Raw genomic sequence first — 22,347 nt, forward strand, 5'->3', positions numbered from 1 at the left:
GGGGGAAAACCGTGATCAGAGAGGCGTTCCCCCCGAATTTCGTACTCGCGCCGGAAAGATTTAACTCCCTGGTAGGGAATTCGTAGGGTAGGCCAGGATCTGCACCGGTCTGCTACTTCTGTCCCCTCAAGGGGCTTGATAGGGGTTTTAGGCCTCGCGGGTTAGGTTCGCGTTCCACCGGTGTGGTCTGCGGGTGATTTCGCCCCCCGAGCCGCACGCATATCCGAACCCATTCCCGTATCGGACGGGCGAACTTCTGGAGACAGCACACGTGTCCACAACTGTGCGATCGGCCATCTCTCACGCCCGGTACAGCGTACTCATGGCAGGCGGTCTGCTACTCACCGCTGCCGGCTGCTCTTCGGAGCCGGAGGGCAACTCCGGAGCGACACCGACCGCCGACCCCGTCGACGTGGTGGTCACCCCCGACGACGGCGCCGCCGAGGTACGTCCTGACCTGCCGGTCACCGTCGAGGTGTCAGGTGGCACGATCACCGAGGTCGAGGTGGAACGCACCGACCTCGACGAGTCCGCCGAACCGCCGGAGGAGAGCGACGCCGTCACCGGAACACTGAACGAGGAGGGGACCGAGTGGGTCAGCGACTGGACGCTGCCGCCCGGCGGCGACTTCACCGTGAGAGCGGTCGTCGAGGACCAGGCGGGTGAGGCCACCGAGGTGACCAGTTCCTTCTCCACCCTGGAGGCGGTCGAGGGCCGGCGGTTGGAGTTGGAGTCGAACTTTCCGGTCAGTGGTGACGTGGTCGGTGTGGGCATGCCGATCATCGTCAACTTCGACCTTCCGGTGCAGAACAAGGCGGCGGTCGAGGCGGCGATGGAGGTCGTCTCGGACAAGCCCGCCCAGGGGGCCTGGAACTGGTTCGGCGACCGGACGGCGGTGTTTCGCACCGAGGAGTACTGGGAGCCGTACCAGGAGGTGACCGTCAACATGCGCCTCGCCGGGGTGCAGGCCTCCGAGGGTGTCTACGGCATCGAGAACTACCAGTTGAACTTCGAGGTCGGCCGGTCCCAGATCAGCGAGATCGACAACGACACCCACCGCATGGTCGTCACCCGCGACGGGGAGCAGATCCAGGACTTTCCCATCAGCAACGGCGACGGCAGCACCCGGGCCTACACCACCACCACGGGCGTCCACCTGACGATGCTCAAGTTCGAGAGCATGGTCATGGACTCGGCCACCGTCGGCGTCCCCGAGGGGCACCCCGACTACTACCGCCTGGACGTCGACTACGCCGTCCAGATCTCCAGCAGCGGCGAGTTCACCCACGCGGCTCCGTGGAACACGGACCTCGGTGTGGCCAACCGCAGCCACGGCTGCACCAACATGAGCACCGAGGACGCCAGGTGGTTCTACGAGAACTCCTCCATGGGCGACCCGGTGATCATCACCGGCACCGACCGTGAACTGGAGGTCGACAACGGCTGGGGCTACTGGCAGCGCTCCTGGGACGAGTGGCTGTCCCACAGCACGCTCGGCGAGGCGGACCGGACCGACGAGCCCGGCTCTCCCGGGTCCCCGCACGGCACGGCCTGACCAGGAGGCGACCGTCCGTTTCGGGGAGCCTCCCGGAGCGGGTACGGGCGCCCCTGATCCGTCCCCCGCCTCCCGTCCGGCAGTTCCAGTCGCGGAGGGCCGGTGGGGAGGCCGGGATCACGGGCACAGCCTGTCGAGGGAGACCGGCTCCTCACCGACCTGGCGGCCGGGACTGTCGGGTGACGGCTCGGGGCGGTCGGAGTCGGCGGTGTCCCCGTCGTCGACGTCGCGTATCGCCTCGTCGACCAGTTCCCGGATTCTCGCCCAGTCGGGATTGGCGGTGGTGACCTGCGGCGGGGACAGTTGCAGGGTCCGCATCCGCGCATCGGAGACCTGCTCGGCCAGGTCGACCAGGGCGGGCAGTCGCGACTGGGGAACGTCGCTGTCGAGGGTGCGCTGGGCGGCGTCGGCGAGCTCCTCGAAGCTCCGCAGCACGGTCATGGGCTCGGCCTGCTCCGCGACGTACTTCAGCAGGCAGCCCTGGCGTCCCATGCGGGTGTAGTCGTCGCTGCCCAGACGGCTTCGGCCGTACCACAGCGCTTCCTGTCCGCTGATGCGCCGCTCCCCCGACTCCAGCAGGCCCTCGCCTCTGCGGCCGTAGCGGATGGGGTCCTCGATGGGGACGACGACTCCGCCGATGGCGTCGATGAGGTCCGCGAATCCGCGGAGGTCGACCAGGGCGTAGTAGTCGATCGGCAACCCGATCGCCTCGCCGATGACCCGCTTCAGGGTGTCCGCGGCCGGGTCCGCGGCCTCGGGGTCGATGGCCAGTTCCTCCGGGGCCTCGGCCACCGTCTGGTAGACCTGGTTGAGCAGGTCGTCGAATCCACCCGGAGGAGGGTAGCGCTCCGCCAGTTCGGTGCCTTCTGGAAACGGCACGTTCTCCAGATTGCGGGGCAGCCCGATCAGAACCGTGTCGCCGCTGTCGATCTCAATACTGGCCGCGATCATGGTGTCGGTACGCATTCCGTAGCGGTTGTGTCCCGCGTCTCCGCCGAGCAGCAGCACGTTGATCCGCGTACGCCCCTGCCACGGATCAACCTCCTCCTGCGTGTCCCGTGGTGCCGCCTCCGCCGGGGCGAACACCTCGGACAGGGTGGCGCGGGCGGTGACGGCCGTGCGCACGACCAGTACGGAGGGGAGAACGATCGCCGCGCACAGGACGATCAGCAGTACCGTGCCCGCGACCCGCGTTTCCCGTCCAGCGGGCCGCGGCCGGGTGAGCTGCCAGGAGCGCACGACAACTCCCAGCCACAGCAGGGTCAGGGCGATGGCGACGGCCGAGGCGGCCTCCACCCAGTACGGCTGTGTGACCATCCAGGCCTGCCAGGCCAGGTCGTCGTGCAGTGTCCGTACCGCGGCCACCGCGGCGGCCGCGGACAGCAGGAAGCATCCGAGAATGCCCGCACCGGTGACACGTCGCCCGGCCCGTAGGTGGGCGATGCCGGGCAGCAGGACCGCGCCGGCGGTCCACAGTGCCGCGCGCACGGTCTCTCCGCGTCGTCTCCGTCTACCACCCTCCGCTGGATATGCCATGGTCAACCACCCCCACGCGTCCGTTGGAGACTGACTACCGAGAAGTACGGCGACCACTCGGGAACCTGCCGCCCATTTTTGGGCGAGTTGCCGAACTTCGGGGGTGATGCGGCGGTTGGTGTGCGGTGTCCGGCCGTTTCGGAGCCGTGCCCGGTTCCCTCGCCCGTCGGGGTGGAAGCGGCCCGCTGCTGCCCCGTGGTCAGGTCCTGATGAGCATGGCGACCCCGACGAGGTAGACCACGAGGATCGCGATTCCCTCGAAACCGATGCCCCTGCTCTGCCGCCGGATGAGCCCGGCGGCGACCAGCAGGTTCAGGATGATTCCCACGCCGACGACGAGGACGACTTCCGGGCCCATGGCGGAGTAGATCGTCCCTTCCCGGTAGACGATGTCGGAGACGGTCAGGAACAACATGTCGAAGCCGTTGCCGCCGATGATGTCGCCGATCGCCAGGTGCAGTGCGCGGATGCGTACCGCGTAGAGCACGGTGACCAGTTCCGGCAGCGAGGTGATGGTCCCGGTGACGAGCGCGCCCACCACACCGCCGGAGAGTCCGGTCTGCTCGGCCACGACCAGTCCCGCCTGGCCCACGGCGTAACCGGTGACCGACACCATCGCGGCCAGGAGTGCGAAGACCAGCCACATACGGCGCAGTGACTCGCCGGGGCGCTCCGACTCGGGGCCGGGGACATCGGGGCGGGTGAGGTGGGTCTGGGTGACTTTCCACAGCGGCTTCTCACGCACTGTGCGGGACAGTCGCAGCCAGTACCAGTAGAGGAAGACCAGCAGCAGGGAGACCGGATGGGTGCCCGCGACGGTGAACTGCGGTCCCGATCCGGCGACCAGCACCGTGGCGAGCATGATGGACAGGCTGATGGGCGCCAGCAGGTTCGGCAGTGAGGCCGCGGCGTGTTCCAGGTTGCCGCTGCGGTAGGCCAGGTCGGCGAGCGCGATGAACGTCGTCTGCAGCGCGATGCCGCCGAGCGCGTTGTTCATCGCGAACGCCGCGTCGCCCTCGACCGCGCCGAGGATGCTGGTGATCAGACCGGGCAGCGAGGTCACCGAACCGATCAGGACGATTCCGGCCATTGTCTCGCCGATGCCGGTCCGGTCGGCGAGGCGGTCGGCGAGGCGGGTGAAGGGGCCGCCCGACACGACCAGGACCACCACCGCCGACAGCAGTACCGCGACGCTGAGCGGTAGCGGCCAACCGTCCATCCATTGCCTCCCTGTCCCCACGGCGCGCCGCGAGGCTCCTACCCACGTGTCGCAACTGATGCCTCGACCGCGGCGCCGGTTGCGGAACTCCTGGTCCGGGAGACGGCCACGGTTCCGCGCTGCCGGGCTCGAACACACACGTGGTCCGGAAGCAAGATCATCCACAGGTGTCGGCCAAGCCTGTGGATAACTTGTGGATATCTATCTGTGGACTTTCTTCTGTACACAGCCAGTGGACGGTGTTTTTGCAGTTCAAGCCCTATGATCACGGGGCTTGGAAAAGTTATCCACAGGCTGCGTGCACAGGTTATCCCCAAGTAGACGCCAGTCATCCACAGGATGTCCCCAGGTTTATCCACAGGCTGCTTTGCGAGTGTCGGTGGAAATGGCGAGAATCCTGGTTCGGGCATGTCACGTTCAGGCATGTAGTCAGCCGGGGGGAAGCCATGAGCGTCGACCATCCAGCGGAGGAGGGCGGGTACGACCGGACCCCGCCCCACGACATCATGGCCGAGCAGTGCGTCCTCGGCGGCATGCTCCTGTCCAAGGAGGCCATCACCCAGGTCGTCGAGATCGTGCGCTCGGTGGACTTCTACCGCCCGGCCCACCAGACCATCTACGACACGATCGTCGACCTGTTCTCCCGAGGTGAGCCGGTCGACGCGATCTCGGTCAACGCCGAACTCACCAAACGCGGCGAGATCACCCGGGTGGGCGGTGCCCCCTACCTGCACACCCTCACCGACACCGTCCCCACCGCGGCCAACGCCGGATACTACGCGCGCATCGTCGCCGACCGCGCGGTCCTGCGCCGCCTGGTCGAGGCGGGCACCCGTATCGCGCAGATCGGCTACTCCGGTGACGGGGAGGTCGACGACCTCGTCGACCGCGCCCAGGCCGAGATCTACCGGGTGGCCGAGAAACGTACCGGTGAGGACTACCTGCCGCTCAGCGACATCATGCCGGGCGCGCTGGACGAACTGGAGGCGATCTCCTCCCACGACGACACCCTGACCGGTGTCCCCACCGGCTTCACCGACTTCGACGCCCTCTCCAACGGCCTGCACCCGGGACAGATGATCATCATCGCGGCCCGTCCCGCGGTGGGAAAGTCCACCCTGGCTCTCGACTTCGCCCGGGCCGCAGCGATCAAACACCAGTTGACCACCGTCTTCTTCAGCCTGGAGATGGGACGCAACGAGATCGTCATGCGGCTGTTGTCGGCCGAGGCGCGGGTCCCGCTGCACACCATGCGTTCGGGCATGATGACCGACGACGACTGGGCGCGGCTGGCGCGGCGCATGGGCGAGGTCGCCGGGGCGCCGCTGTTCATCGACGACTCGCCGAACCTGTCGATGATGGAGATCCGGGCCAAGTGCCGCAGGCTCAAGCAGCAGCACGACCTGAAGCTCGTCATCGTCGACTACCTGCAGCTGATGAGTTCCACCGGCCGGGTGGAGAGCCGCCAGCAGGAGGTCTCCGAGATGTCCCGGTCGTTGAAGCTCCTCGCCAAGGAACTTGAGGTCCCCGTGGTCGCGCTGTCCCAGCTCAACCGCGGTCCCGAACAGCGAACCGACAAAAAACCCCAGGTCAGCGACCTACGTGAATCGGGTTGTCTCACCGCCGACACCAGGGTGCTGCGCGCGGACACCGGCGCCGAGGTGACCATGGGCGAACTGTTCGCCCGCGGTGAGCGCAACATCCCGGTCTGGTCCCTCGACGAGCGGCTGAGGCTGGTGCCGCGCACCATGACCCACGTGTTCTCCAGCGGCAGGAAGCAGACGTACCGGCTGCGCCTGGCATCCGGACGCGAGGTCACCGCCTCCGCCAACCACCCCTTCCTCACCCACGACGGCTGGCGGCCCCTGGCCGACCTGTCGACCGGCACCAGACTCGCGGTGCCCCGGCACGTTCCCGGACCACAACGGACCGACGAACGGCCTGACGACGAAGTTGTCCTGCTCGCCCGGCTGGCTCGACAGGAGGCGGCCGTTCCTGACGGGGTGTTCGGACTCCCCACCGGACGCCTCGCGCTCTTCCTGCGACGGCTGTGGGCGGAGGGCGGCTCGGTGTGCTGGGACGAGACCACTGGACAGGCGCGGATCGACTATGTGTCGGCGGACCGCCGGCTCCTCGACGGCATGGCGCGGCTGCTGCTGCGGTGGGGCGTGGTGGCCCGGATCGCTCCGGTCGCTGACCGTGGATACCGGTTGTCCGTCGCCGAGGAGGACGATCAGCGGCGTTTCCTGGAGGGGATCGGCGGCGACGGGGCGCAGCGGACGCAGGTGCGTCACTGCCTGGACCGGCTGCGCGGGCGTGGAGCGGCCCCGGTCCCGGATCCGCGTTCTTCGGGGGTCTGGGAGTTGGTCCGTGAGGCTCTCCGGGAACCCGTGACCGAGCTGTCCCCCGGCGCACGGCCGCGGGGCGGGGGCGCAACCGCGGGGACGCTCACCCGTGGGCGGAGACGGCTGGGACGGGTCGCCGCGGTCCTCGAGGGCGCCGACCTGGAGATGCTGGCGGTCAACGACGTCTTCTGGGACGAGATCGCCGAGATCGAGCCGCTCGGTGAGCAGGAGGTCTACGACGCCACGGTGGTGGGGACCCACAACTTCGTGGCGAACGGGATCAGCGTCCACAACTCCATCGAGCAGGACGCCGACATGGTCATCCTGCTCTACCGCGAGGACGTGCACGAGAAGGAGTCGCCGCGTGCGGGTGAGGCCGACCTGATCGTGGCCAAGCACCGCAACGGCCCCACGGCCACGGTCACGGTGGCGTTCCAGGGCCACTACAGCCGCTTTGTCGACATGGCTCCGGGGTAACCGCGAGCGGCTCGGGAGTCCGGTGCTCCCCGCCGTGCGGGGAGCGTCGGCGTACTCGCCCCCACCGAGGTGAACCGTTCGGATCCTCCCCGGCAGAGTGGCGGAGGGCAGAAGCGCCGAGGCGCCGCCGAACACCCGCCGCCGAGCACTGACGCTCACACGGCCGCGGTCGCGCGGCCAAAGGTGCGGGAACCGCGTTCGCGGTCCACAGCGAGTGCGTGTGGGGGGCCGACCAGACACTGGTCGGCCCCCCACACGCTCAGGCGGTCGGGCTGCTCAACTCCACCGCGCCTGCGGGCGCATACGTCCGGTGCTGTCGGGCAGGAGGACCCAGGTCATTCGCGGCTGGTGCGAGAGGGCCCCCGCCTCGGCGGCGTCACGCTGCGGCGGCACGAACGTCGCGGTGTGACGCGTGGTACCAGCCACGCGGGTCGGTCGACGACGGCGCCGGGTCTGGGACGGACGGGTGGTCGATGGCGCCTTGCTCACGGGTCGAGTCATGACGTCACCCCCTAGTTCAATCAGACGATGAGTCAAGTTAACCTTCCGTTCACTTTCAAGTCAAGCTGGATCTACTGTGATGTGTAGTGCATCCACTGTGACGGGTAATGTCCGGGAAAACGACGGAGCGCCCGCCGGTGGCGGGCGCTCCGTCGATGTGGACCGCGCGGTGGCCGGATCACTACTTGTCGGGGAAGATCAGACCGACCACCTCGAGGTAGAGCTGCTCCGGATAGGGGATGAACTCGATCTTGCTGAGGGCCTGGTCCTGACCGGCGGACTCCATGACAAACGTGCCGTAGCCCAGGAGGCGCCCCAGGAGCGTGCGTTCGAAGCGCATGTCGGTCACCTTGCCCAGCGGCATCATGTTGACCTGCCGGGTGATCAGGCCGCTGGTTCCGAGCAGACGCGCGGAGGTGATGACGAAGTAGTCGACCGACCACTCCGCGACCTTCCACACGAACCACACCAGTACCAGCAGCCACAGCCACCAGATGACCGCCAGTACGGCTCCACCCGTCACGATCGCGGTGTTGCTCAGTATTCCTGCGGCGATCAGGCTGCCCAGCACAATCCCGACCGGCCCCAGCAGAACGGCCGGGTGCCGACGGATCGTGATGACCTGCTGCTCGTGTGGAAGCAGATAGCGGTTGACCGACGCGGGTGCGGAGTCACCCGGTGTTACGAGCTTCATCCGGGCTCACGCCCCTCACAGCAGGATGGTGTTCACGAAAGTGGAGAGGGAGTTGGCGGCGCCACCCAGACCGGCGAAGACGTTCAGAACCAGGTTTCCCACGGTTGCCGGCTGGGTCAGTAGATAGAAGATGACGAAGGCAATGAGGGCGTACCCCAGCCATTTTTTCAACTTTGCCGGCATGAACGCACTCCCCACTAGAGCGTGAAGACCCACTGACCCACCACGATTGTTGCATCGGGGACCGGCCGCGTAAAGACAGAGGTCCGTTACCGGCGTGCCGTCCCAGGTCGTGGGGTTGCGGTCAGGACTGTTCGCGGGGATTTGGTCAGCGCTGTTCCGACAGGGCCAGGGCGAGGACCTTCAGGTGCTGACGCGCGATCCGCTCGACCAGGTCCGGGCTGGCGTGGCCGACCACGTCCTGCGCGCCGTGCCGCGCGGCGTCGATGCAGCGGGACACGGTGGACTCCGGGTGCACGTCCTTGAACTCGGCGCTGAGTCGCGTGGCGACGGAGGCGAGGTCGCGCGGGGTCGCGTCGTGCGTCTGGGACATGTCACTCCTCGGGAAGACAAAGAGCGGTCGCGGCGCTCTGGCGCGCCCCAAGCGGCGGTCGCCGACTCGGGGGCGGGCGTGGTGTCGGTCGGCGCAGTGCGCGGGCGGCTGTTGCCGGGCCGCGGGCACCAGGTCAGGTTCTGTGTGGGTGGGTGAGAGAGATCACTGCTTTTCGGTTGGTCAAGTCGGGGATTATTGGGTGTTCGGAACTAGCATCACCACAACGTGTCACGCGCGTATCTCAAGATGAATTCGAGTGACATAAGAAACTTCCGTCCACGCCACCACCAGAATCACCTCAGGTTTTGGGTAAGAAACCCTCATTCCCACTTTGTGGAGAAACAAAACCGGATGTTTCACTACTGATACGGGAGACGGGGGTAGGGGGCCCGGACGTCAGACCGAGCCGTACAGCCGGTCACCCGCGTCGCCGAGCCCCGGCACGATGAAGCCCCGTTCGTCGAGCTGTCGGTCGACGGCCGCCGTGACCACACGGAGTTGCAGGTCGCTGCGCTCGTCGAGCACCTTTCCGAGTTCGGTGCGCAGGTGCTCCAGCCCCTCGGGGGCAGCCAGCAGGCAGATGGCGGTGATGTGGTCGGCGCCCCGGTCGACGAGGAGTCTCATGGCCGCCGCCAGGGTTCCGCCCGTGGCCAGCATCGGGTCGAGCACGTAGCACTGCCGCTCGGCGAGATCTTGGGGCAGGCGGTCCGCGTAGGTGACGGGCTGCAGGGTCTCCTCGTCGCGCGCCATCCCCAGGAATCCCACCTCGGCTGTTGGCAGCAGCCGAGTCATGCCGTCCAGCATGCCCAGTCCCGCGCGCAGGATCGGAACGACCAGAGGAGTCGGGCGGGAGAGCTGTACCCCCGGCGCCTCGGTCAGTGGTGTCCGCACGGTGACCTCGGAGACGCGGACCTCCCTGGTCGCCTCGTAGGCCAGGAGGGTGACCAGTTCCTCGGCCAGTCGGCGAAAGGTGGGGGAATCGGTGCGCGCATCCCGTAGCGTCGTGAGTTTGTGGGCGACGAGCGGGTGGTCTGCGACGAAGATCTCCATGGCAGATCAAACTACCGTTTCGGTCCTCCGCTAACACGCCTCCCGGACGAAGCGTTTCTCACCAGGGCTTTCACGAAAGGTGGTGGCGGAGGTCCGTAGAGTCACCGCGGGAGGGCGCGGCCAACCGGCAGGATCGCGTTCTGCTCCGGATGGGCGGTCCGTTCTAATAGGAGACGTGAGCGCGGACTTCTACAACGGACAGACCTCTCCAGAGGGAGGGCGGGGCGTGGACGAAGGCGCCCGTTTCGGTGACGAGGCAAGAGACGATCTGCGATTCTGGTCCGATCAGGGCCAGCCGGGTGGAGCGACGATGACGGAACTCGAACTGGATGACGACGGCTCGGGCGACTTCGCCGCCGTCGCCTACCGCGAAGAAGACTACTGGGATGTCGACCTGCTTCCGGTCGCGCTGACCCGCGACATCAGAGGGCTGCTGCACGCGCTGCGCCAGCAGCCGAGCATCAGCGGTGCGATCGGTCTGGTCTCGGTGGCCGACGACTTCTTCATCCTCGCCCGTGTCTACGGGCGCGACACCGTCAGCCTCTTCCTGTCCGACGTCACGGCCTCAGCCGACTGGAAGGTCGCCCGCGACGTCCTGGAGTACCTGGACATCGACATTCCTGACGAGGAGGACGTGGACCAGGTGCTGCCCGCGGGCGACATGTCGATCCTGGCCGACCTCGGACTGGACGAGATGGAGCTGGGTGCGCTGGCCGGCGATCTCGACCTGTATCCGGACGAGGTTTTGGCCAGTATCTCCGAACGCCTGGGTTTTCAGGCGGCTTTCCAACGCGCGCTGGATGCGATGGGGTAGAGCCAGCGCGGTGGGCGTACCGCCCCTGACCGCACGTGTCCGAAGGAGAGCAGTAGACAGGAGTCCGGGGTGCCGGTTTTCGCAGCGGTCTTCTCCCGTTCGTGGGACGGGTGGACGGGGACCGAGGTCGATTTGGCGGATCTCGACGGGATCGACGACGTCGCCGATCTGATGCGCGACGCCGTCGCGGCCATGGACGCTGACGAGGCCGCCGTGGTGTTGCTGGCAGAGGCCGATGACGAGTGGTTCGGGATCGTCCGGATCGACGACAACAACGACCCTCGGGTCTTCCTGTCGGACACGCGGGTGGTGCACAACCACCCCACCGCCCAACTGTTCCTGGAGAGCGACCCCGTTCCGGAAACGGAGGAGGAACCGGAGGGCACCGGGCAGACGCCCTACCCCGATCCCGTGGGGGACACCGAACTGCTCGCCGACCTCGGCACCCCGGGCGATGAGTTGCTCGCGTTGACCCTGCGCGAGGGGCTGCTGCCCGCGGACGCGCTCACCACCGTCGCCGACCGTGCGGGGTTCGCCGAGCCGCTGGACGAGCTGCGGGCGTGAGCACGGGACGGACGGGGGTCGACGCCGCGCTGCGCCTGGCGCTGGAGGAGGCCCGCAGGACCGCCTCCAGCGGCGACGTTCCCGTGGGCGCCGTCGTGCTCGACCCGGACGGGGCGGTCATCGGGGCCGGGCACAACGAACGCGAGGCCACCGGCGACCCCACCGCGCACGCCGAGGTGCTGGCCCTGCGCGCGGCCGCCCGGCGGGTGGGGCGGTGGCGGCTGAGCGGCTGCACCCTGGCGGTCACCCTGGAGCCGTGCACGATGTGCGCGGGCGCGACCGTGCTGGCCCGGGTGGAACGGCTGGTCTACGGCGCCCGCGACGCCAAGGCCGGAGCGGTGGGGTCGCTGTGGGACGTGGTCCGCGACCGCCGCCTCAACCACCGGCCCGAGGTCATCCCCCCGGACCTGGTCGATCCGCGACTGGCCGACGAATGCGGCCGGCTGCTTGTCGAGTTCTTTGCACACCGCCGTGTCCGGTAGAGTTGTCCGCGGTGGAGTCGCATAGCGGCCGAGTGCGCGCGCCTCGAAAGCGCGTGAGGGGAGACCCTCCGTGGGTTCAAATCCCACCTCCACCGCGAGCAGAAGCCCCAAGCTGCGAAGACGCAGCTTGGGGCTTCTCTGTGTCACGGGGAGGATTCCGAGCGGCCCCAGCCCAGATGATCTTGACAGCAGCGGGAACCGGAACGCGGTGGTTTCTGGTGTTCGGTGCAAGTGGGTGTTTGTGCTGGGCAGGGGGTCGTGGTGGCGAGGCCGGGTGTGTCGGCGTTGGGGCACCGGCAGGTGCTGGAGAATCTGTGGGGTGGTGGGCGCACGGTCACCGAGATCGCCGAGGTGTTGGCGGTGAGTGCCTCCACGGTGTGTCGGGAGTTGGACCGTAACCACTCGGGGCGGCACGGGACGAAGAATCCTCTGCCGGCCCTGTTGGCGACCGGCGGCGTCGGCGTTACCGGCCGGGGGTCGGGCCATATGGGCGCAGCGGCGGGTGGAGAAGCGGACGCGGCGGGCGCGGTGAGCGTCGCAGGCAGTCGCGTCAGGTGCGCGCGGGGCGGGGAACAAGTCCTGGACGCGCGGGCTGCGCATTTCGGAGCGGGCGGCCGAGACCGCTGACCGGGCGGCTCCGGGGCACTGGGAGGATGATCTGCTGATCGGCTGTCAGGGCCGTTCGGCGATCATCACTCTGGTGGAGCGTCACACCCGGTATGTGCCGCTGGGCGCGCTGCCCCACGGGCGTGATGCGGTCTCGGCCGCTGAGGCGTTGACGGGGGTGGCTGAGCGGCTGCCCGGCCATCTGCGTCGGTCTCTGGTCTGGGACCAGGGGATGGAGATGGCCGAGCATGCCCGTTTCACCGTGGCCACCGGGTGTCCGGTGTTCTTCTGCGATCCGCACTCGCCCTGGCAGCGCGGCTCCAACGAGAACACCAACCGGTTGCTGCGTCAGTACTTTCCCAAGGGGGTGTTCGACTTCGCCGCCATCGACCAGGGCGGGCTGGACCGGGTCGCTCGTGAACTCAACACCCGTCCTCGCCAGACTCTGGGGTGGGACACCCCGGCCCAACGCCCCAACCAGTTTCTGGCCACCGGCTAACCCACTTGCACTCACCAGTGACGTCAAGCGGCACGCATGGAGCGCCAGAAACTTCTCCAGAGCGATCCCGAGGTTCTGGCGGTTGTGGACGAAAGCGCGCCACTCCGCCATCCAACTACTCCCGTTCAGCGCTGGCCTCCACGCCTCTATGGGATCAGGATTTGTCATCCTGGACTACGCGGATGAACTCGACCCTTCACTTGTCTACCTGGAAGGACGCACCGGAGGAACCTTCCTGGAGAAGCCGGAGGAGCTTGATGACTGCCGAAGGGTCTTCGCCTCCCTCGTGCGTTCAGCCCTTAGTGAGACTGAGGCACTCAAGGCGCCCAAGAAGCTGCTGACCGAACTTTGATGGTGGGGTTCTCGTGGGGCGCCGGGTGTACGGAGGCTTCGGGCCGGTCCCGGACCGGCCGACCGGTCCAGGGCATTCCAGCCCAACCCCCACAGCGGGACACCACCGACTGCCGGTGGCCGGTCGAGGCGCCCTTGGCGCCGAGTCCGGACACGGCCCCACCCACACGATCGCTGAAGCCCCCACCGTCGATCGACACTGACCTACTCCGCCGGGTCACTCCACGGAGCCTGCACCTGCTCAGGAGAGCGGCCCCGGCGCGCCAGCAGAGCCCGACCCGGAGGAAGCCTGCGCGACGCCACCCCGTTGGCGAGACGCCCCTCCATCCGGTCTCCGGAGAACAGCATGGCCGGGGTCGCCGTGTCGCTGAGGGTCTGCAGCAGCGGCTCGTACATCGCCCGCGCGGCGCCGCCCGTGCGGCGCGCCACGACCAGGTGCAGACCCAGGTCCCGGCCCTGCGGCAGGAACTCCACGAGCGGCGCCAGCGGGTTGCCGGTGCGGTTGCCGACCAGGTCCAGGTCGTCCACGACCACGAAGATCTCCAGACCCTTCCACCAACTGCGCTCCCGCAACTGCTTCGGGGTGACGTCCGGACCCGGCAGCCGCTTCCTGATCGAGTTCGCCAACTCGGTGGCGGCGGCCTGGGTGTGCTGCGGCCCGGTGCAGTAGGCCAGAAGGTGCTTCTCCCCCACCAGCCCCAGGTGGGCGCGGCGGTAGTCGACCAGCACGATCCCCACATCCTCGGGGGGACGCGACGCGACCTGCCGCAGCAGGGCGCGCAGCAGCGTGCTCTTCCCGGTCTGCGGGTCGCCGTAGACCAGCAGGTGCGGCTCGTCGTCGAGGGACAGTCGCACCGGCGCCAGGTCGCGTTCGCCCATGCCCAGCACCAGGTCCGAACCCCGGTGGCCGCGCAGCAGTTCCGCCAGCTCCACCCGGTCGGGCAGAGTCCGGACTGTCGGCACCCGCCTGCTCGGCCAGCGTTCGGTGATCCGCCGGACCAGGTCGCGAATTCCCTCGCCGCCCAGGTCCTCGGCGTCGGCCTGCCCGTCCAGGCGGGGAAGCGCGATCTGCGCCATGTTCTCGTCGGACAGCAGCGCCCGGCCCGGCACGTCCTTCGGCAGCTCCTCAGCTTTCTTCCGCGCGATCTGGGAGTCGAACGGGTCGCTGAGCCGAAACTCCAGCCGTCCGCCGAACAGCGCCTGGAGTTTGGCGCGGATCTGCGAGTTGGCCGCACCCGTCAGCACGGTGTGCACGCCCAGGGACGGACCGCGCGAGGCGATGTCGACCACGGCGTCGTCGGCGTCCTCCACGTTCTCGCGCACCGACGCCCAGCCGTCGATCAGCAGGAACACGTCGGCGAAGACGCTGCGGGGCACCGTGCCGTCAGCGCGCGCCCGGCGCAGCGCCGCAGGTGAGTCCAACCGGAACCGGCGGAATATGCGCTCGCGTTCGTCGAGCAGGCGGCGCACGTCCGCCAGCACCCGCCGCACCCGTTCGGGGTCGGAGCGTCCGGCGATGCCCGCCACGTGCGGCAGTGCCTCCAACGCGGCCAGCGAGCCGCCGCCGAAGTCGACGCCGTAGACCGCGATCCGCCCGGGCGGGTACCGCCACGCCAGGCTCGCGATCATCGTGCGCAGCAGGGTGGACTTGCCCGACTGGGGGCCGCCCAGCACGATGACGTTGCCCTCCCCGCCGGTGAAGTCCAGAACCGTGGGCTCCTGACGCTGCTCGCGCGGGGTGTCGGTGAGCCCCACCACGGCCAGCGCCTCGGCCGGGTCGGGTTCGGCCGGACCGCTCTCGTCCTCGGGGGCGGTGGTCCGTGCCAGCAGTCCGTCCAGCGGAAGCGCGGGCGGCAGCGGCGGCAGCCACACCGGCCGCACCCGCTCCGCGTCCGCGGCCCGCAACCGCTCCACCGCCACCTGGAGGGTGCTGCGCTTCTCCCCCGTCTCCTTCGGTTGCTCCGCGACCCGCGACGCCACGGCCGTGGCGAGCGAGTCCAGCGCGTCGAGGGTGTGCAGGCCGTTGTAGGAGATCAGCGGGACCACCGACTCGGCCTCGGGTTCGTCGTCGCCGGGCGGCTGGTAGGGCTGGGAGACCATGGCGGCCTTGAACCGCTCGAACACGGAGGTGTCGACCTTCAGGTACCCCGATCCCGGGTCGGGCGGCAGGTGGTAGGCGTCGACCACCCCGATGGCCTCGCGGCTCTCGGCCTCGGAGAAGGTGCGCAACCCGATCCGGTAGGACAGGTGCGACTCCAGGCCCCTGATCTTGCCGGACTCCAGGCGCTGGGTGGCCAGCAGCAGGTGCACGCCGATGGAGCGGCCGATGCGTCCGATGGCGATGAACAGTTCGGCGAAGTCGGGGTGGGCGGTGAGCAGTTCGGAGAACTCGTCGATGATGACGAGCAGGTGCGGAAGCGGAGGCATGTCGGTGCGCCCCGAGTCGCGCAGCGCCTCGTAGGCGTGCACGTTCGGCAGGTTCCCGTACTCCTTGAGGACCTGCTGACGGCGGGTGAGCTCCCCGAACATCGCCTCGCGGAAGCGCAGCACCAGCGTGTCGTCGTCGGCCAGGTTGGTGATCAGCCCGGCGCTGTGCGGCAGCGGATCGGTGTCGGCGAACGTCGCACCGCCCTTGAAGTCGACCAGCAGCAGGGCGAGCTGTTCGGGCGGGTGGTTGATCACCAGGGACGCCACCAGGGTGCGCAGCATCTCCGACTTGCCGGAGCCGGTGGCGCCGACGACGAGGCCGTGCGGGCCCATGCCGCCGAACGCCGACTCCTTCAGGTCCAGCAGCACGGGTGTGCCGTTGGGGCCCACGCCGATGGGCACGCGCAGGAAGTCACTCTGGCTGCGCCGCCGCCACGTCCTCGCGGGGTCGAGGCGGGCGACGTCGGGCACGCCCAGGATCTCGGCGAGGCCGACCGTGGAGTGCAGGGCGTCGGCGGTGTCGTCGGCGGACAGCCGCAGCGGCGCCAGGACGCGGGCCAGCGTGGTCAGGCGGGCGACGCTGGAGCGGTCCGCGACGCCCGACAGCGGCACGTGCCCGGTCTCGGGGGAGGGGCCGAGGTCTTCGTCGAGGGAGCCGTCGGCCTCGACGAGCAGCCGCAGGTCGACCGCCTCGGGCTCCTCGCGCCGGTCACCGACCAGCACGACGACGTGGATGCCCAGGTCGGCCAGGGAGGTCACGGGTGGTTCGGCGGACAGCCCGGACAGCGTCGACTGGTACTCGCCGTCGACGACGATGACGAGTCGGCTGGTGCCGGGGCCGGGGGGACGGCCGTGCCGCCGCTGCCACTCGACGGTGCGCCGCTCGATCTCGGCTTCGAGCAGTTCGGCGAACTCCACGGTGTTGTTCGCGACCAGCCGGGCGGGCAGCGGGCCGTCGGTGAGGTTCTCGGCGGTGTTGTGCGGCAGCCACTTGACCCAGTCCCACTCGGCGAGCAGCCGGGAGTGCCGGACCACGCCCAGGCGCACGTCCTCGGGCGCGGAGAAGGTGACGAGCTGGGCGGCGAGGGAACGGGCGAGGGAGCGCCCCGCGGCGCGGTCCCCGACGACCGACACCACGCCCAGGTCACGCAGCGGCAGCACCAGCGGCTCCTCGGGGACCTCGGCGTAGAGGCCCACGAGCTGCTCGGCGATACCCCGGCAGACGGGGTCGTAGACGAGCAGCGGGTTGGAGTCGTCCACGCGCAGACTCAGCGGCCGGGCCAGGGGGCGAACCCCCTCGCCGACGCGCAGGTGCAGGAAGTCGGAGTCGGAGGCGCGCCGCTCCCACCGCCGTGCGGGCAGCCGGGCGGTTTCGGGGAGGAACGCGGGGGCGGGGTGGCGGAACGCGTTCGCGCGGCGCTGCGTGGCGGCCACGTCCCGGATGGTCTCGCGGAGCTGGTCGAGGTAGTCGAGGTAGCGTTCGCGCTGCTCCCGGATGCGTCGGCGGGGGCCGTTCTGCTGGGTGACGAACATGACGACGCCCACCGCGACGCTGGCCAGCATGATCATCAGTCCGGCGGCGGCGTACAGGGGCCGGTTGCCCATGGTGATCGTCATGAGCAGTGACCCCGAGCCGGTGATGATCGGCATGATGATCATCGCCGTGGAGCTGGTCGCCGGAGGGTTCTCCGGAAGCTGCGGAGGAGAGGCGATGACCAGCGGGCCTTCGCCTGGGTCGGGAACCGGGTGCCGCGCGGGACGCTGCACCGGCGTCGTCGTCACAGGGAATCCCTTTCCTTGCCGGGGAAGAATGGGGCGTGCTGTTGCTACGGTGATGGTTCCGTACAATCCGCACAAAGCATAATTCTGTGCGTTATCGCCGGTGGGCGCTGACTAATCGGTCACTGTCTCGACGATGGGTGGAAAGTCGTGAGCGGATACTGCCGGGTGACGATCACGGGACCTGAGCGGTGGGCTGATCTCGCCCTGCCCAGTGGGGTTCCGGTGGCGTCCCTGATTCCGCAGGTGCTTCGGGTCTGCTCTCCCGAAACGGAGGGGACCGAACCCGCCAGATGGGCGCTGACCACGGTCGACGGTGCCATTGTCACACCTGAGGAGACCCTTTCCGGAGCGGGTGTTCTGGACGGGGACGTGCTGCTGCTGCGCCGCGACCTCCGCCGCGAGCGCCCCGCGCGTATTGATGACGTGCGCGGAGCCGTCGAGGACCGGGTGGACGAGACCGCGCGGATCTGGCGTCCGCGGACGACATTCACTTTCGGAGTGCTGTTGGCCGCAATCGGCCCCCTTCTGGTCTTGACAGCGATGCTTTTTGTCCGTCCGTCGATGGTGAATTTGGCGGTCGCGCCGGCGGGAATGCTGTTCTCGCTCGGCGGGATGTGGGTGGCGTGCCGCCGGTCCATGTGGGTCTCCGCGCACGCCCTGCTGGTGACGGCCGGGGCTTGGGGGGCGTTGAGCGCGGCGCTTCCGGTGCCGGTGGTCGCCGAGGACCCCGCGCCGGCCGTGGTGGCGGTGTTCGCCTGCGTGGGCCTGCTGGTCGTGGCGGTGTGGGGGTGGCGGATCAACCCGCTGGCGCTGCCGTACCTGTCGGGACTGGCGCTGATCACGGTCGCGGTCGGGACCGCGTGCGCGGTGAGCCTGTTCACCGACGTCACCCAGGCGGTCCGGGGCCTGGCGCTGCTGTTGGCGGTGTGCGTGGGCGTGCTGCCGAGGATCGCGCTGGCCATGGGAGGACTGTCGAACCTGGACTACGAGGTCCGCCACTCGGGCTCCACCGGAACCGAACGGTTCGAGGAGAGCCTGCGCGACAGCGATCTGCTGCTGCTCGGCGCGGTGATCGGCGCGGCGGTCGCGGCCGCCGCCACCGTTCCCCTGCTGGCGTACGCGGGCGACGGGCTGCCCGACCTGGTGGTGGCCGCACTCGTCGGACTGCTGCTGATCATGCGTTCGCGGTTCTTCGACCGGGTGAGCCACGTGCTGCCGCTGCGTCTGGGCGGGGTGCTGTCGCTGGCGGTGGTCGGTGTCGCCGCGGTGACGGACCGCCTGCCGGTGCTGCTGCCGTGGCTTTCGGGCATCGCCCTGGTGGCCGGGGTGGCGGTCGCGGCGATCAGTTGGATCGACCTGCCCGACGTGCCCCGCGCCAGCCTGCGCCGCCTCCTCAACGGCGTGGAGATCGCGGTGGTGATGGGCCTGTGCGTGGCCCTGGCCTGGGCGATGGGCCTGTTCGGCCTGGTGGCGACGCTGGCGGGGTGAGCGTCGTGGCGACCGCGGCACCAGGAGCGGTGCTCCGCGTTTCAAGCACTGATACCGGTCATCGCCTGTGAGAGGAGTCTTCGATTATGTCTGGTGGTCGGCGTTCGCGGTGGGTGTGGCCGGTGGCGGGGGTGGCGGCTGTGGCGGTCACGGCCCTGGGAGCGGTGGTGTGGTTGGGCAGGGATGTCGAGCACACCACTGCCGGGCCGCTCGGTGAGGAGTTGGCTGTTCCGGCTTCGGTGAGCGAGGTGGGGTGGACGTGGCGGCCTCCGGAGGATGCCCGGGTTTACCGGGTCTATCGGGGGACGGCCGGGATGGTGGTGGCCTTGGACGACGGGGTGGTGGCCGTGCACGGGCGGACCGGTGAGGAGTTGTGGCGGTACCGCCGTACTGACGGGGTGGTGGCCTCGGGGGTGACGCCGGACGGGAGCAGCGTCGTGGTGGCCTTCCGTGTCGGCGGTTCCTCGGGTTCTGAGGGCCGGTTGCTCGTGCTGGACGCGGCCACCGGAGAGGTTCGACACCGACACGAGTTCTCCCTGTCTGGAGGCGAAAGGGGCAGTACGGCGGAAGAGTTGGCCGCGCTGCCGGAGGTGCGGATGCTCACTTCGTCGGTGCGGGTGGTACCCGATGGCACGGACCTGGTGGGTTATGCCCTGGAGAGCAACGAGGAGGTGTGGCGGTTCGCCGCGCCGCCCGAGTGCGGCCACGGCCCGGCCACCTCTGCCGGTGATGGTTGGGGCACGTTGTTCCACTCCGAGGTGGTGGTGGTTCCGCTGGTGTGTGTGCCCGGGGTGGACGACATCGACGAGGTCGAGCCCAACACGGACCCGGACACCGCGTCTTTGGTGGTGGCTTTGGACGCCGAGACCGGGCGGGAGGTCTGGCGGCACGAGAACACCGGGGACGCCGGGGACACCTCGCCCGACCTTCGGGCCTCTGTTGACGGAACCGCTCTCACCATTGCTGAGCGGTTCACAGACGATATGGAGTACGCGTTGTCCGGAGATCGCAGGGTCCTCGACATCGAGACGGGTGAGGTGCTGGTCGAGTCCGTGGAGGAGGTCGCGGGGAAGAGAGACGTCTTCCAGGTTGACGGGGCGGCGGGGACGCTGACCTACTCACTCACCTCAGGTCAGGGCGAGGATGCCGCGGTCGAGTACGGTCAACTCTCCTTCGACGGTGACGTTCTGGCCACCGCGGTCCTGCCCGAGGACGCTGTTGGGAGGGGTCGAGGATTCTACGGGCCGATCAGGAACAACTTCGACCACAGGACAACAGCGGCGGTCCTGGAAGACGGAATCACCGTCCTCACCTGCGACAGAGAATGCAGGACGGCTGACGACCCCGAAGCCGTGCGAATCCAGGGCATGATGCTTCCCTGGGACGGGAGTTCCCCGGAGGGGGGCATCCCCTTGGGCGACCACCTCGACCCCTGGAATCCCAGTCGGACCGACGTCCAGGTCCCCGTTCCAGGAGCGGTTGTCGTCTACCAGACCGACTACGGCCTGGAGATGCTTCTCACGGGAGTCGGCGAAAGATCTCCCCACACCTTTCCTGACACCTCGGAAGCCATCGTGGGGCTCGTGTGACCCGCGCCCCCGTGTACGGCGGCTGTTCGCCCCTGCTCCGGCAAGGGGCCTGTCTGTGATGGTGGGGTTCTCATGAGGTGTCGGGTGTACGGAGGCTGCGGGCTGGCCGATCGGCCCGGGGGTATTCCAGTCCAGCCTTCGCGGTGGGGCGCCACGGGTTGCCGGTGGCCGGTCGAGGCGCCCGGGGCGCCGAGTCCGGACACGACTCCACCCACCTGTGCCCTCCAAGACGACCCCGTGCCACGGGGTACCGGCCTGTGGTGGCGGGTGTCCTCGGTACCGACGGATGCCGGATCGTGGCGGATCTTGGTGTCGCAGACTCCGGAGGTTAGTCGGTCCCCAAATGGCTTTCCAGGATTCTTAAGTGCCTGACCTGTGTGTTTGCCTTTTCTGGGTGGGTGCCCGAGAGATCGGGAGAGAAGTGAGATGGGCGTGGTGTCTCGACGAGGTTGGCTGTGGCTTGGTGCGGGAGCACTGGTCCTGGTGACGGTTCTGGTTCTGGTGGTGGTTGTGGTGCGGGATCGCTTGTCCGCGGGTCTGGTGCACACCACTGCCGCGCCGATGGGGAGTGTGCCGCAGGTTCCCTCAACGGTGGAGGAGGTTGCCTGGACCTGGAGGCTGGAGGAGGGTATGCGGCTGCGGGGGGTGTGGCCCACTGTTGACGGTGCGTTGGTGGAGCTTGAGGACGGGGTGGTCGCTCTTGACACCGAGAGCGGGCAGGAGCGGTGGCGTTACCGGTATCCGGGAGTGGGGATACGCGCGGAGGTCGCGGCCGGCGGGGAGACGGTGGTCATGGTGGTGGAGGAACCCGAGGCCGTGGAGGCGGGAGCCCGCCTGGTGGCGGTTGACAGTTCCACCGGAGAACTGCTCGGTGAAACACGTGTTTCCCCTGATGCTCCGGTCTGGTTTCCCTCCCAGGACTACACCCGGCTTCGGGAGTATCGGCGTCTGACCGGAGTCTCTCGGATCGTCACCGGGGAGTCCGAGGACGCCCCGGTGCTGAGAGCCTATTCGCTGACCGGCCACGAGCCTGTGTGGTCCTACCGCGGGGAAGAGGACTGCGCGCCTTCGCACAGCGGTCTTCCGCTGGTCACGGGATTGGGGGTGCTGCCGGATGTGGTGGTGGTGCCGCTGTTGTGCTCGGAGGGAATCGCGAGTGGAGAGAGCACGGTCGACGACCGCGAACCGATGACTTCCGGAGTCGTGGCTGTGGATGCTGCGACCGGGCAGGTCCTGTGGCGGCGGAACTGGCCCGACAGTTCGACCAGAGCGCTTCCCGCGGACCTGGCGGTTTCTGCCGACCACGGTGTGCTGGTGGTGGATGACAGCCTCCGCAGCGGGGTTCACGTGCTGGATCCGGCCACGGGGGAGGTGGTGGCCGCCGACGTGGAGGGGCTGACGCTGGGGGTGGGAGATGACGCACTGGTGGGCTTCGACTCCTCCTCCTATGTGCGGACGGAGCAGGAGGAGGAAGGGATCAGTTACCGGCGTTGGTCGTTCGACGGCACCGCGACGGCGGAGGTCCGTCTGGAGTTGGACGGGACGCAGTTGCAACGCGAGTTCGACACCCTCACCGAACCTGAGATCTTCCTCCTGGAGGAGGCACTGGTACGCACCGTGCCGTCTGGAAACACAGAGGACCTTCTCGTTCTCCCCTGGGACACCGATCGTCCTGAGCGGCGGATCACCCTGGAGGGCATGGTGTGGGATCCGGGACGCACGTATTTGCACCTGGTGCCTGGAGCACTGATTGTCGAAGGACCTGTCAGCGACGGGGGAGAAGAAGACAACGCCCTCTTCGGACTCAGGTGAGGT

General features: G+C 68.6%; 16 protein-coding genes, 1 tRNA gene and 1 pseudogene. 11 read left to right on the forward strand and 7 right to left on the reverse strand.

What is annotated here, in order from left to right:
• The first annotated feature begins 322 nt into the window (after positions 1-322).
• A complete protein-coding gene (locus NI17_RS20210; protein ID WP_119268212.1) occupies positions 323-1,555 on the forward strand; it encodes a L,D-transpeptidase in 1,233 nt (410 codons plus the stop codon).
• Positions 1,556-1,672: 117 nt separating this feature from the next.
• On the opposite strand, the gene NI17_RS20215 is transcribed toward NI17_RS20210, so the two are convergent.
• Together NI17_RS20215 and NI17_RS20220 are read right to left on the reverse strand one after the other, a co-directional pair.
• Positions 1,673-3,091 (reverse strand): LCP family protein, encoded by a 1,419-nt coding sequence (locus NI17_RS20215; protein WP_068693105.1) that lies wholly within the window; start codon positions 3,089-3,091, stop codon positions 1,673-1,675.
• 199 nt (positions 3,092-3,290) lie between these two features.
• Positions 3,291-4,310, reverse strand: coding sequence for a sodium:calcium antiporter (locus NI17_RS20220; RefSeq protein WP_068693106.1), 1,020 nt, complete (start codon positions 4,308-4,310; stop codon positions 3,291-3,293).
• A gap of 446 nt (positions 4,311-4,756) precedes the next feature.
• Here NI17_RS20220 and dnaB point away from each other — a divergent pair, with 446 nt between their 5' ends.
• Positions 4,757-7,132 carry a replicative DNA helicase gene (dnaB, locus tag NI17_RS20225; protein WP_068693107.1) on the forward strand — a complete coding sequence of 792 codons (2,376 nt, stop codon included), beginning with the start codon at positions 4,757-4,759 and terminating at the stop codon, positions 7,130-7,132.
• Positions 7,133-7,814: 682 nt separating this feature from the next.
• Here the strand turns inward: dnaB and NI17_RS20230 are convergent.
• The 4 genes from NI17_RS20230 to upp form a co-directional block, all read right to left on the reverse strand.
• On the reverse strand, positions 7,815-8,327 hold the full coding sequence (locus NI17_RS20230; RefSeq protein WP_068693108.1) for a PH domain-containing protein: 513 nt from the start codon (positions 8,325-8,327) through the stop codon (positions 7,815-7,817).
• Between the two features lie 15 nt (positions 8,328-8,342).
• A complete protein-coding gene (locus tag NI17_RS20235) occupies positions 8,343-8,510 on the reverse strand; it encodes a hypothetical protein (RefSeq protein WP_170163103.1) in 168 nt (55 codons plus the stop codon).
• A 145-nt stretch (positions 8,511-8,655) separates the two neighbouring features.
• Positions 8,656-8,880, reverse strand: a complete 225-nt coding sequence (locus NI17_RS20240; protein WP_068693109.1) for a hypothetical protein — start codon at positions 8,878-8,880, stop codon at positions 8,656-8,658.
• Positions 8,881-9,276: 396 nt separating this feature from the next.
• Positions 9,277-9,930 carry a uracil phosphoribosyltransferase gene (gene upp / locus NI17_RS20245; protein WP_068693110.1) on the reverse strand — a complete coding sequence of 218 codons (654 nt, stop codon included), beginning with the start codon at positions 9,928-9,930 and terminating at the stop codon, positions 9,277-9,279.
• A 310-nt stretch (positions 9,931-10,240) separates the two neighbouring features.
• Between upp and NI17_RS20250 the strand changes: the two genes are divergently transcribed.
• The 6 genes and pseudogenes from NI17_RS20250 (at position 10,241) to NI17_RS20275 (ending at position 13,247) form a co-directional block, all read left to right on the forward strand.
• Positions 10,241-10,744 carry a tRNA adenosine deaminase-associated protein gene (locus tag NI17_RS20250; RefSeq protein WP_068693111.1) on the forward strand — a complete coding sequence of 168 codons (504 nt, stop codon included), beginning with the start codon at positions 10,241-10,243 and terminating at the stop codon, positions 10,742-10,744.
• A 69-nt stretch (positions 10,745-10,813) separates the two neighbouring features.
• Entirely contained in the window at positions 10,814-11,308 is a 495-nt protein-coding gene (locus NI17_RS20255; protein ID WP_068693112.1) for a tRNA adenosine deaminase-associated protein, read from the forward strand.
• Positions 11,305-11,790 carry a nucleoside deaminase gene (locus NI17_RS20260; RefSeq protein ID WP_068693113.1) on the forward strand — a complete coding sequence of 162 codons (486 nt, stop codon included), beginning with the start codon at positions 11,305-11,307 and terminating at the stop codon, positions 11,788-11,790. The genes NI17_RS20255 and NI17_RS20260 overlap by 4 nt, the downstream gene beginning before the upstream one ends.
• A gap of 10 nt (positions 11,791-11,800) precedes the next feature.
• Positions 11,801-11,885, forward strand: a tRNA-Ser gene (locus NI17_RS20265).
• A 503-nt stretch (positions 11,886-12,388) separates the two neighbouring features.
• Positions 12,389-12,895 (forward strand): annotated as a pseudogene (locus NI17_RS20270) (IS30 family transposase); the annotation flags it as partial.
• 148 nt (positions 12,896-13,043) lie between these two features.
• Positions 13,044-13,247 carry a Scr1 family TA system antitoxin-like transcriptional regulator gene (locus tag NI17_RS20275; RefSeq protein ID WP_234402083.1) on the forward strand — a complete coding sequence of 68 codons (204 nt, stop codon included), beginning with the start codon at positions 13,044-13,046 and terminating at the stop codon, positions 13,245-13,247.
• A gap of 203 nt (positions 13,248-13,450) precedes the next feature.
• Here NI17_RS20275 and eccCa read toward each other — a convergent pair whose 3' ends face one another.
• Positions 13,451-17,332, reverse strand: a complete 3,882-nt coding sequence (gene eccCa, locus NI17_RS20280) for a type VII secretion protein EccCa (protein WP_243597721.1) — start codon at positions 17,330-17,332, stop codon at positions 13,451-13,453.
• A gap of 288 nt (positions 17,333-17,620) precedes the next feature.
• Here eccCa and eccD point away from each other — a divergent pair, with 288 nt between their 5' ends.
• The 3 genes from eccD (at position 17,621) to NI17_RS24485 (ending at position 22,344) form a co-directional block, all read left to right on the forward strand.
• Entirely contained in the window at positions 17,621-18,943 is a 1,323-nt protein-coding gene (eccD, locus tag NI17_RS20285) for a type VII secretion integral membrane protein EccD (RefSeq protein WP_243597554.1), read from the forward strand.
• 86 nt (positions 18,944-19,029) lie between these two features.
• Positions 19,030-20,532 (forward strand): outer membrane protein assembly factor BamB family protein, encoded by a 1,503-nt coding sequence (locus tag NI17_RS20290; protein WP_119268213.1) that lies wholly within the window; start codon positions 19,030-19,032, stop codon positions 20,530-20,532.
• A 672-nt stretch (positions 20,533-21,204) separates the two neighbouring features.
• Complete coding sequence (locus NI17_RS24485; protein WP_170163104.1) at positions 21,205-22,344, forward strand: outer membrane protein assembly factor BamB family protein; 1,140 nt, start codon at positions 21,205-21,207, stop codon at positions 22,342-22,344.
• The last annotated feature ends 3 nt before the right edge of the window (positions 22,345-22,347 follow it).

This window comes from Thermobifida halotolerans (assembly GCF_003574835.2).
In the GTDB taxonomy this organism is placed as follows: Bacteria; Actinomycetota; Actinomycetes; order Streptosporangiales; family Streptosporangiaceae; genus Thermobifida; species Thermobifida halotolerans.

Excerpts from the sequence above, each read along its gene's own strand:
- eccCa (WP_243597721.1), bottom strand. The coding sequence starts at position 17,332 with ATGATCATCATGCCGATCATCACCGGCTCGGGGTCACTGCTCATGACG.
- NI17_RS20250 (WP_068693111.1), top strand. The coding sequence starts at position 10,241 with ATGACGGAACTCGAACTGGATGACGACGGCTCGGGCGACTTCGCCGCC.
- NI17_RS20290 (WP_119268213.1), top strand. The coding sequence starts at position 19,030 with ATGTCTGGTGGTCGGCGTTCGCGGTGGGTGTGGCCGGTGGCGGGGGTG.
- upp (WP_068693110.1), bottom strand. The coding sequence starts at position 9,930 with ATGGAGATCTTCGTCGCAGACCACCCGCTCGTCGCCCACAAACTCACG.
- NI17_RS20210 (WP_119268212.1), top strand. The coding sequence starts at position 323 with ATGGCAGGCGGTCTGCTACTCACCGCTGCCGGCTGCTCTTCGGAGCCG.
- NI17_RS20215 (WP_068693105.1), bottom strand. The coding sequence starts at position 3,091 with ATGGCATATCCAGCGGAGGGTGGTAGACGGAGACGACGCGGAGAGACC.
- NI17_RS20275 (WP_234402083.1), top strand. The coding sequence starts at position 13,044 with ATGGGATCAGGATTTGTCATCCTGGACTACGCGGATGAACTCGACCCT.
- NI17_RS20220 (WP_068693106.1), bottom strand. The coding sequence starts at position 4,310 with ATGGACGGTTGGCCGCTACCGCTCAGCGTCGCGGTACTGCTGTCGGCG.
- NI17_RS20230 (WP_068693108.1), bottom strand. The coding sequence starts at position 8,327 with ATGAAGCTCGTAACACCGGGTGACTCCGCACCCGCGTCGGTCAACCGC.
- NI17_RS20235 (WP_170163103.1), bottom strand. The coding sequence starts at position 8,510 with ATGCCGGCAAAGTTGAAAAAATGGCTGGGGTACGCCCTCATTGCCTTC.
- NI17_RS20240 (WP_068693109.1), bottom strand. The coding sequence starts at position 8,880 with ATGTCCCAGACGCACGACGCGACCCCGCGCGACCTCGCCTCCGTCGCC.
- dnaB (WP_068693107.1), top strand. The coding sequence starts at position 4,757 with ATGAGCGTCGACCATCCAGCGGAGGAGGGCGGGTACGACCGGACCCCG.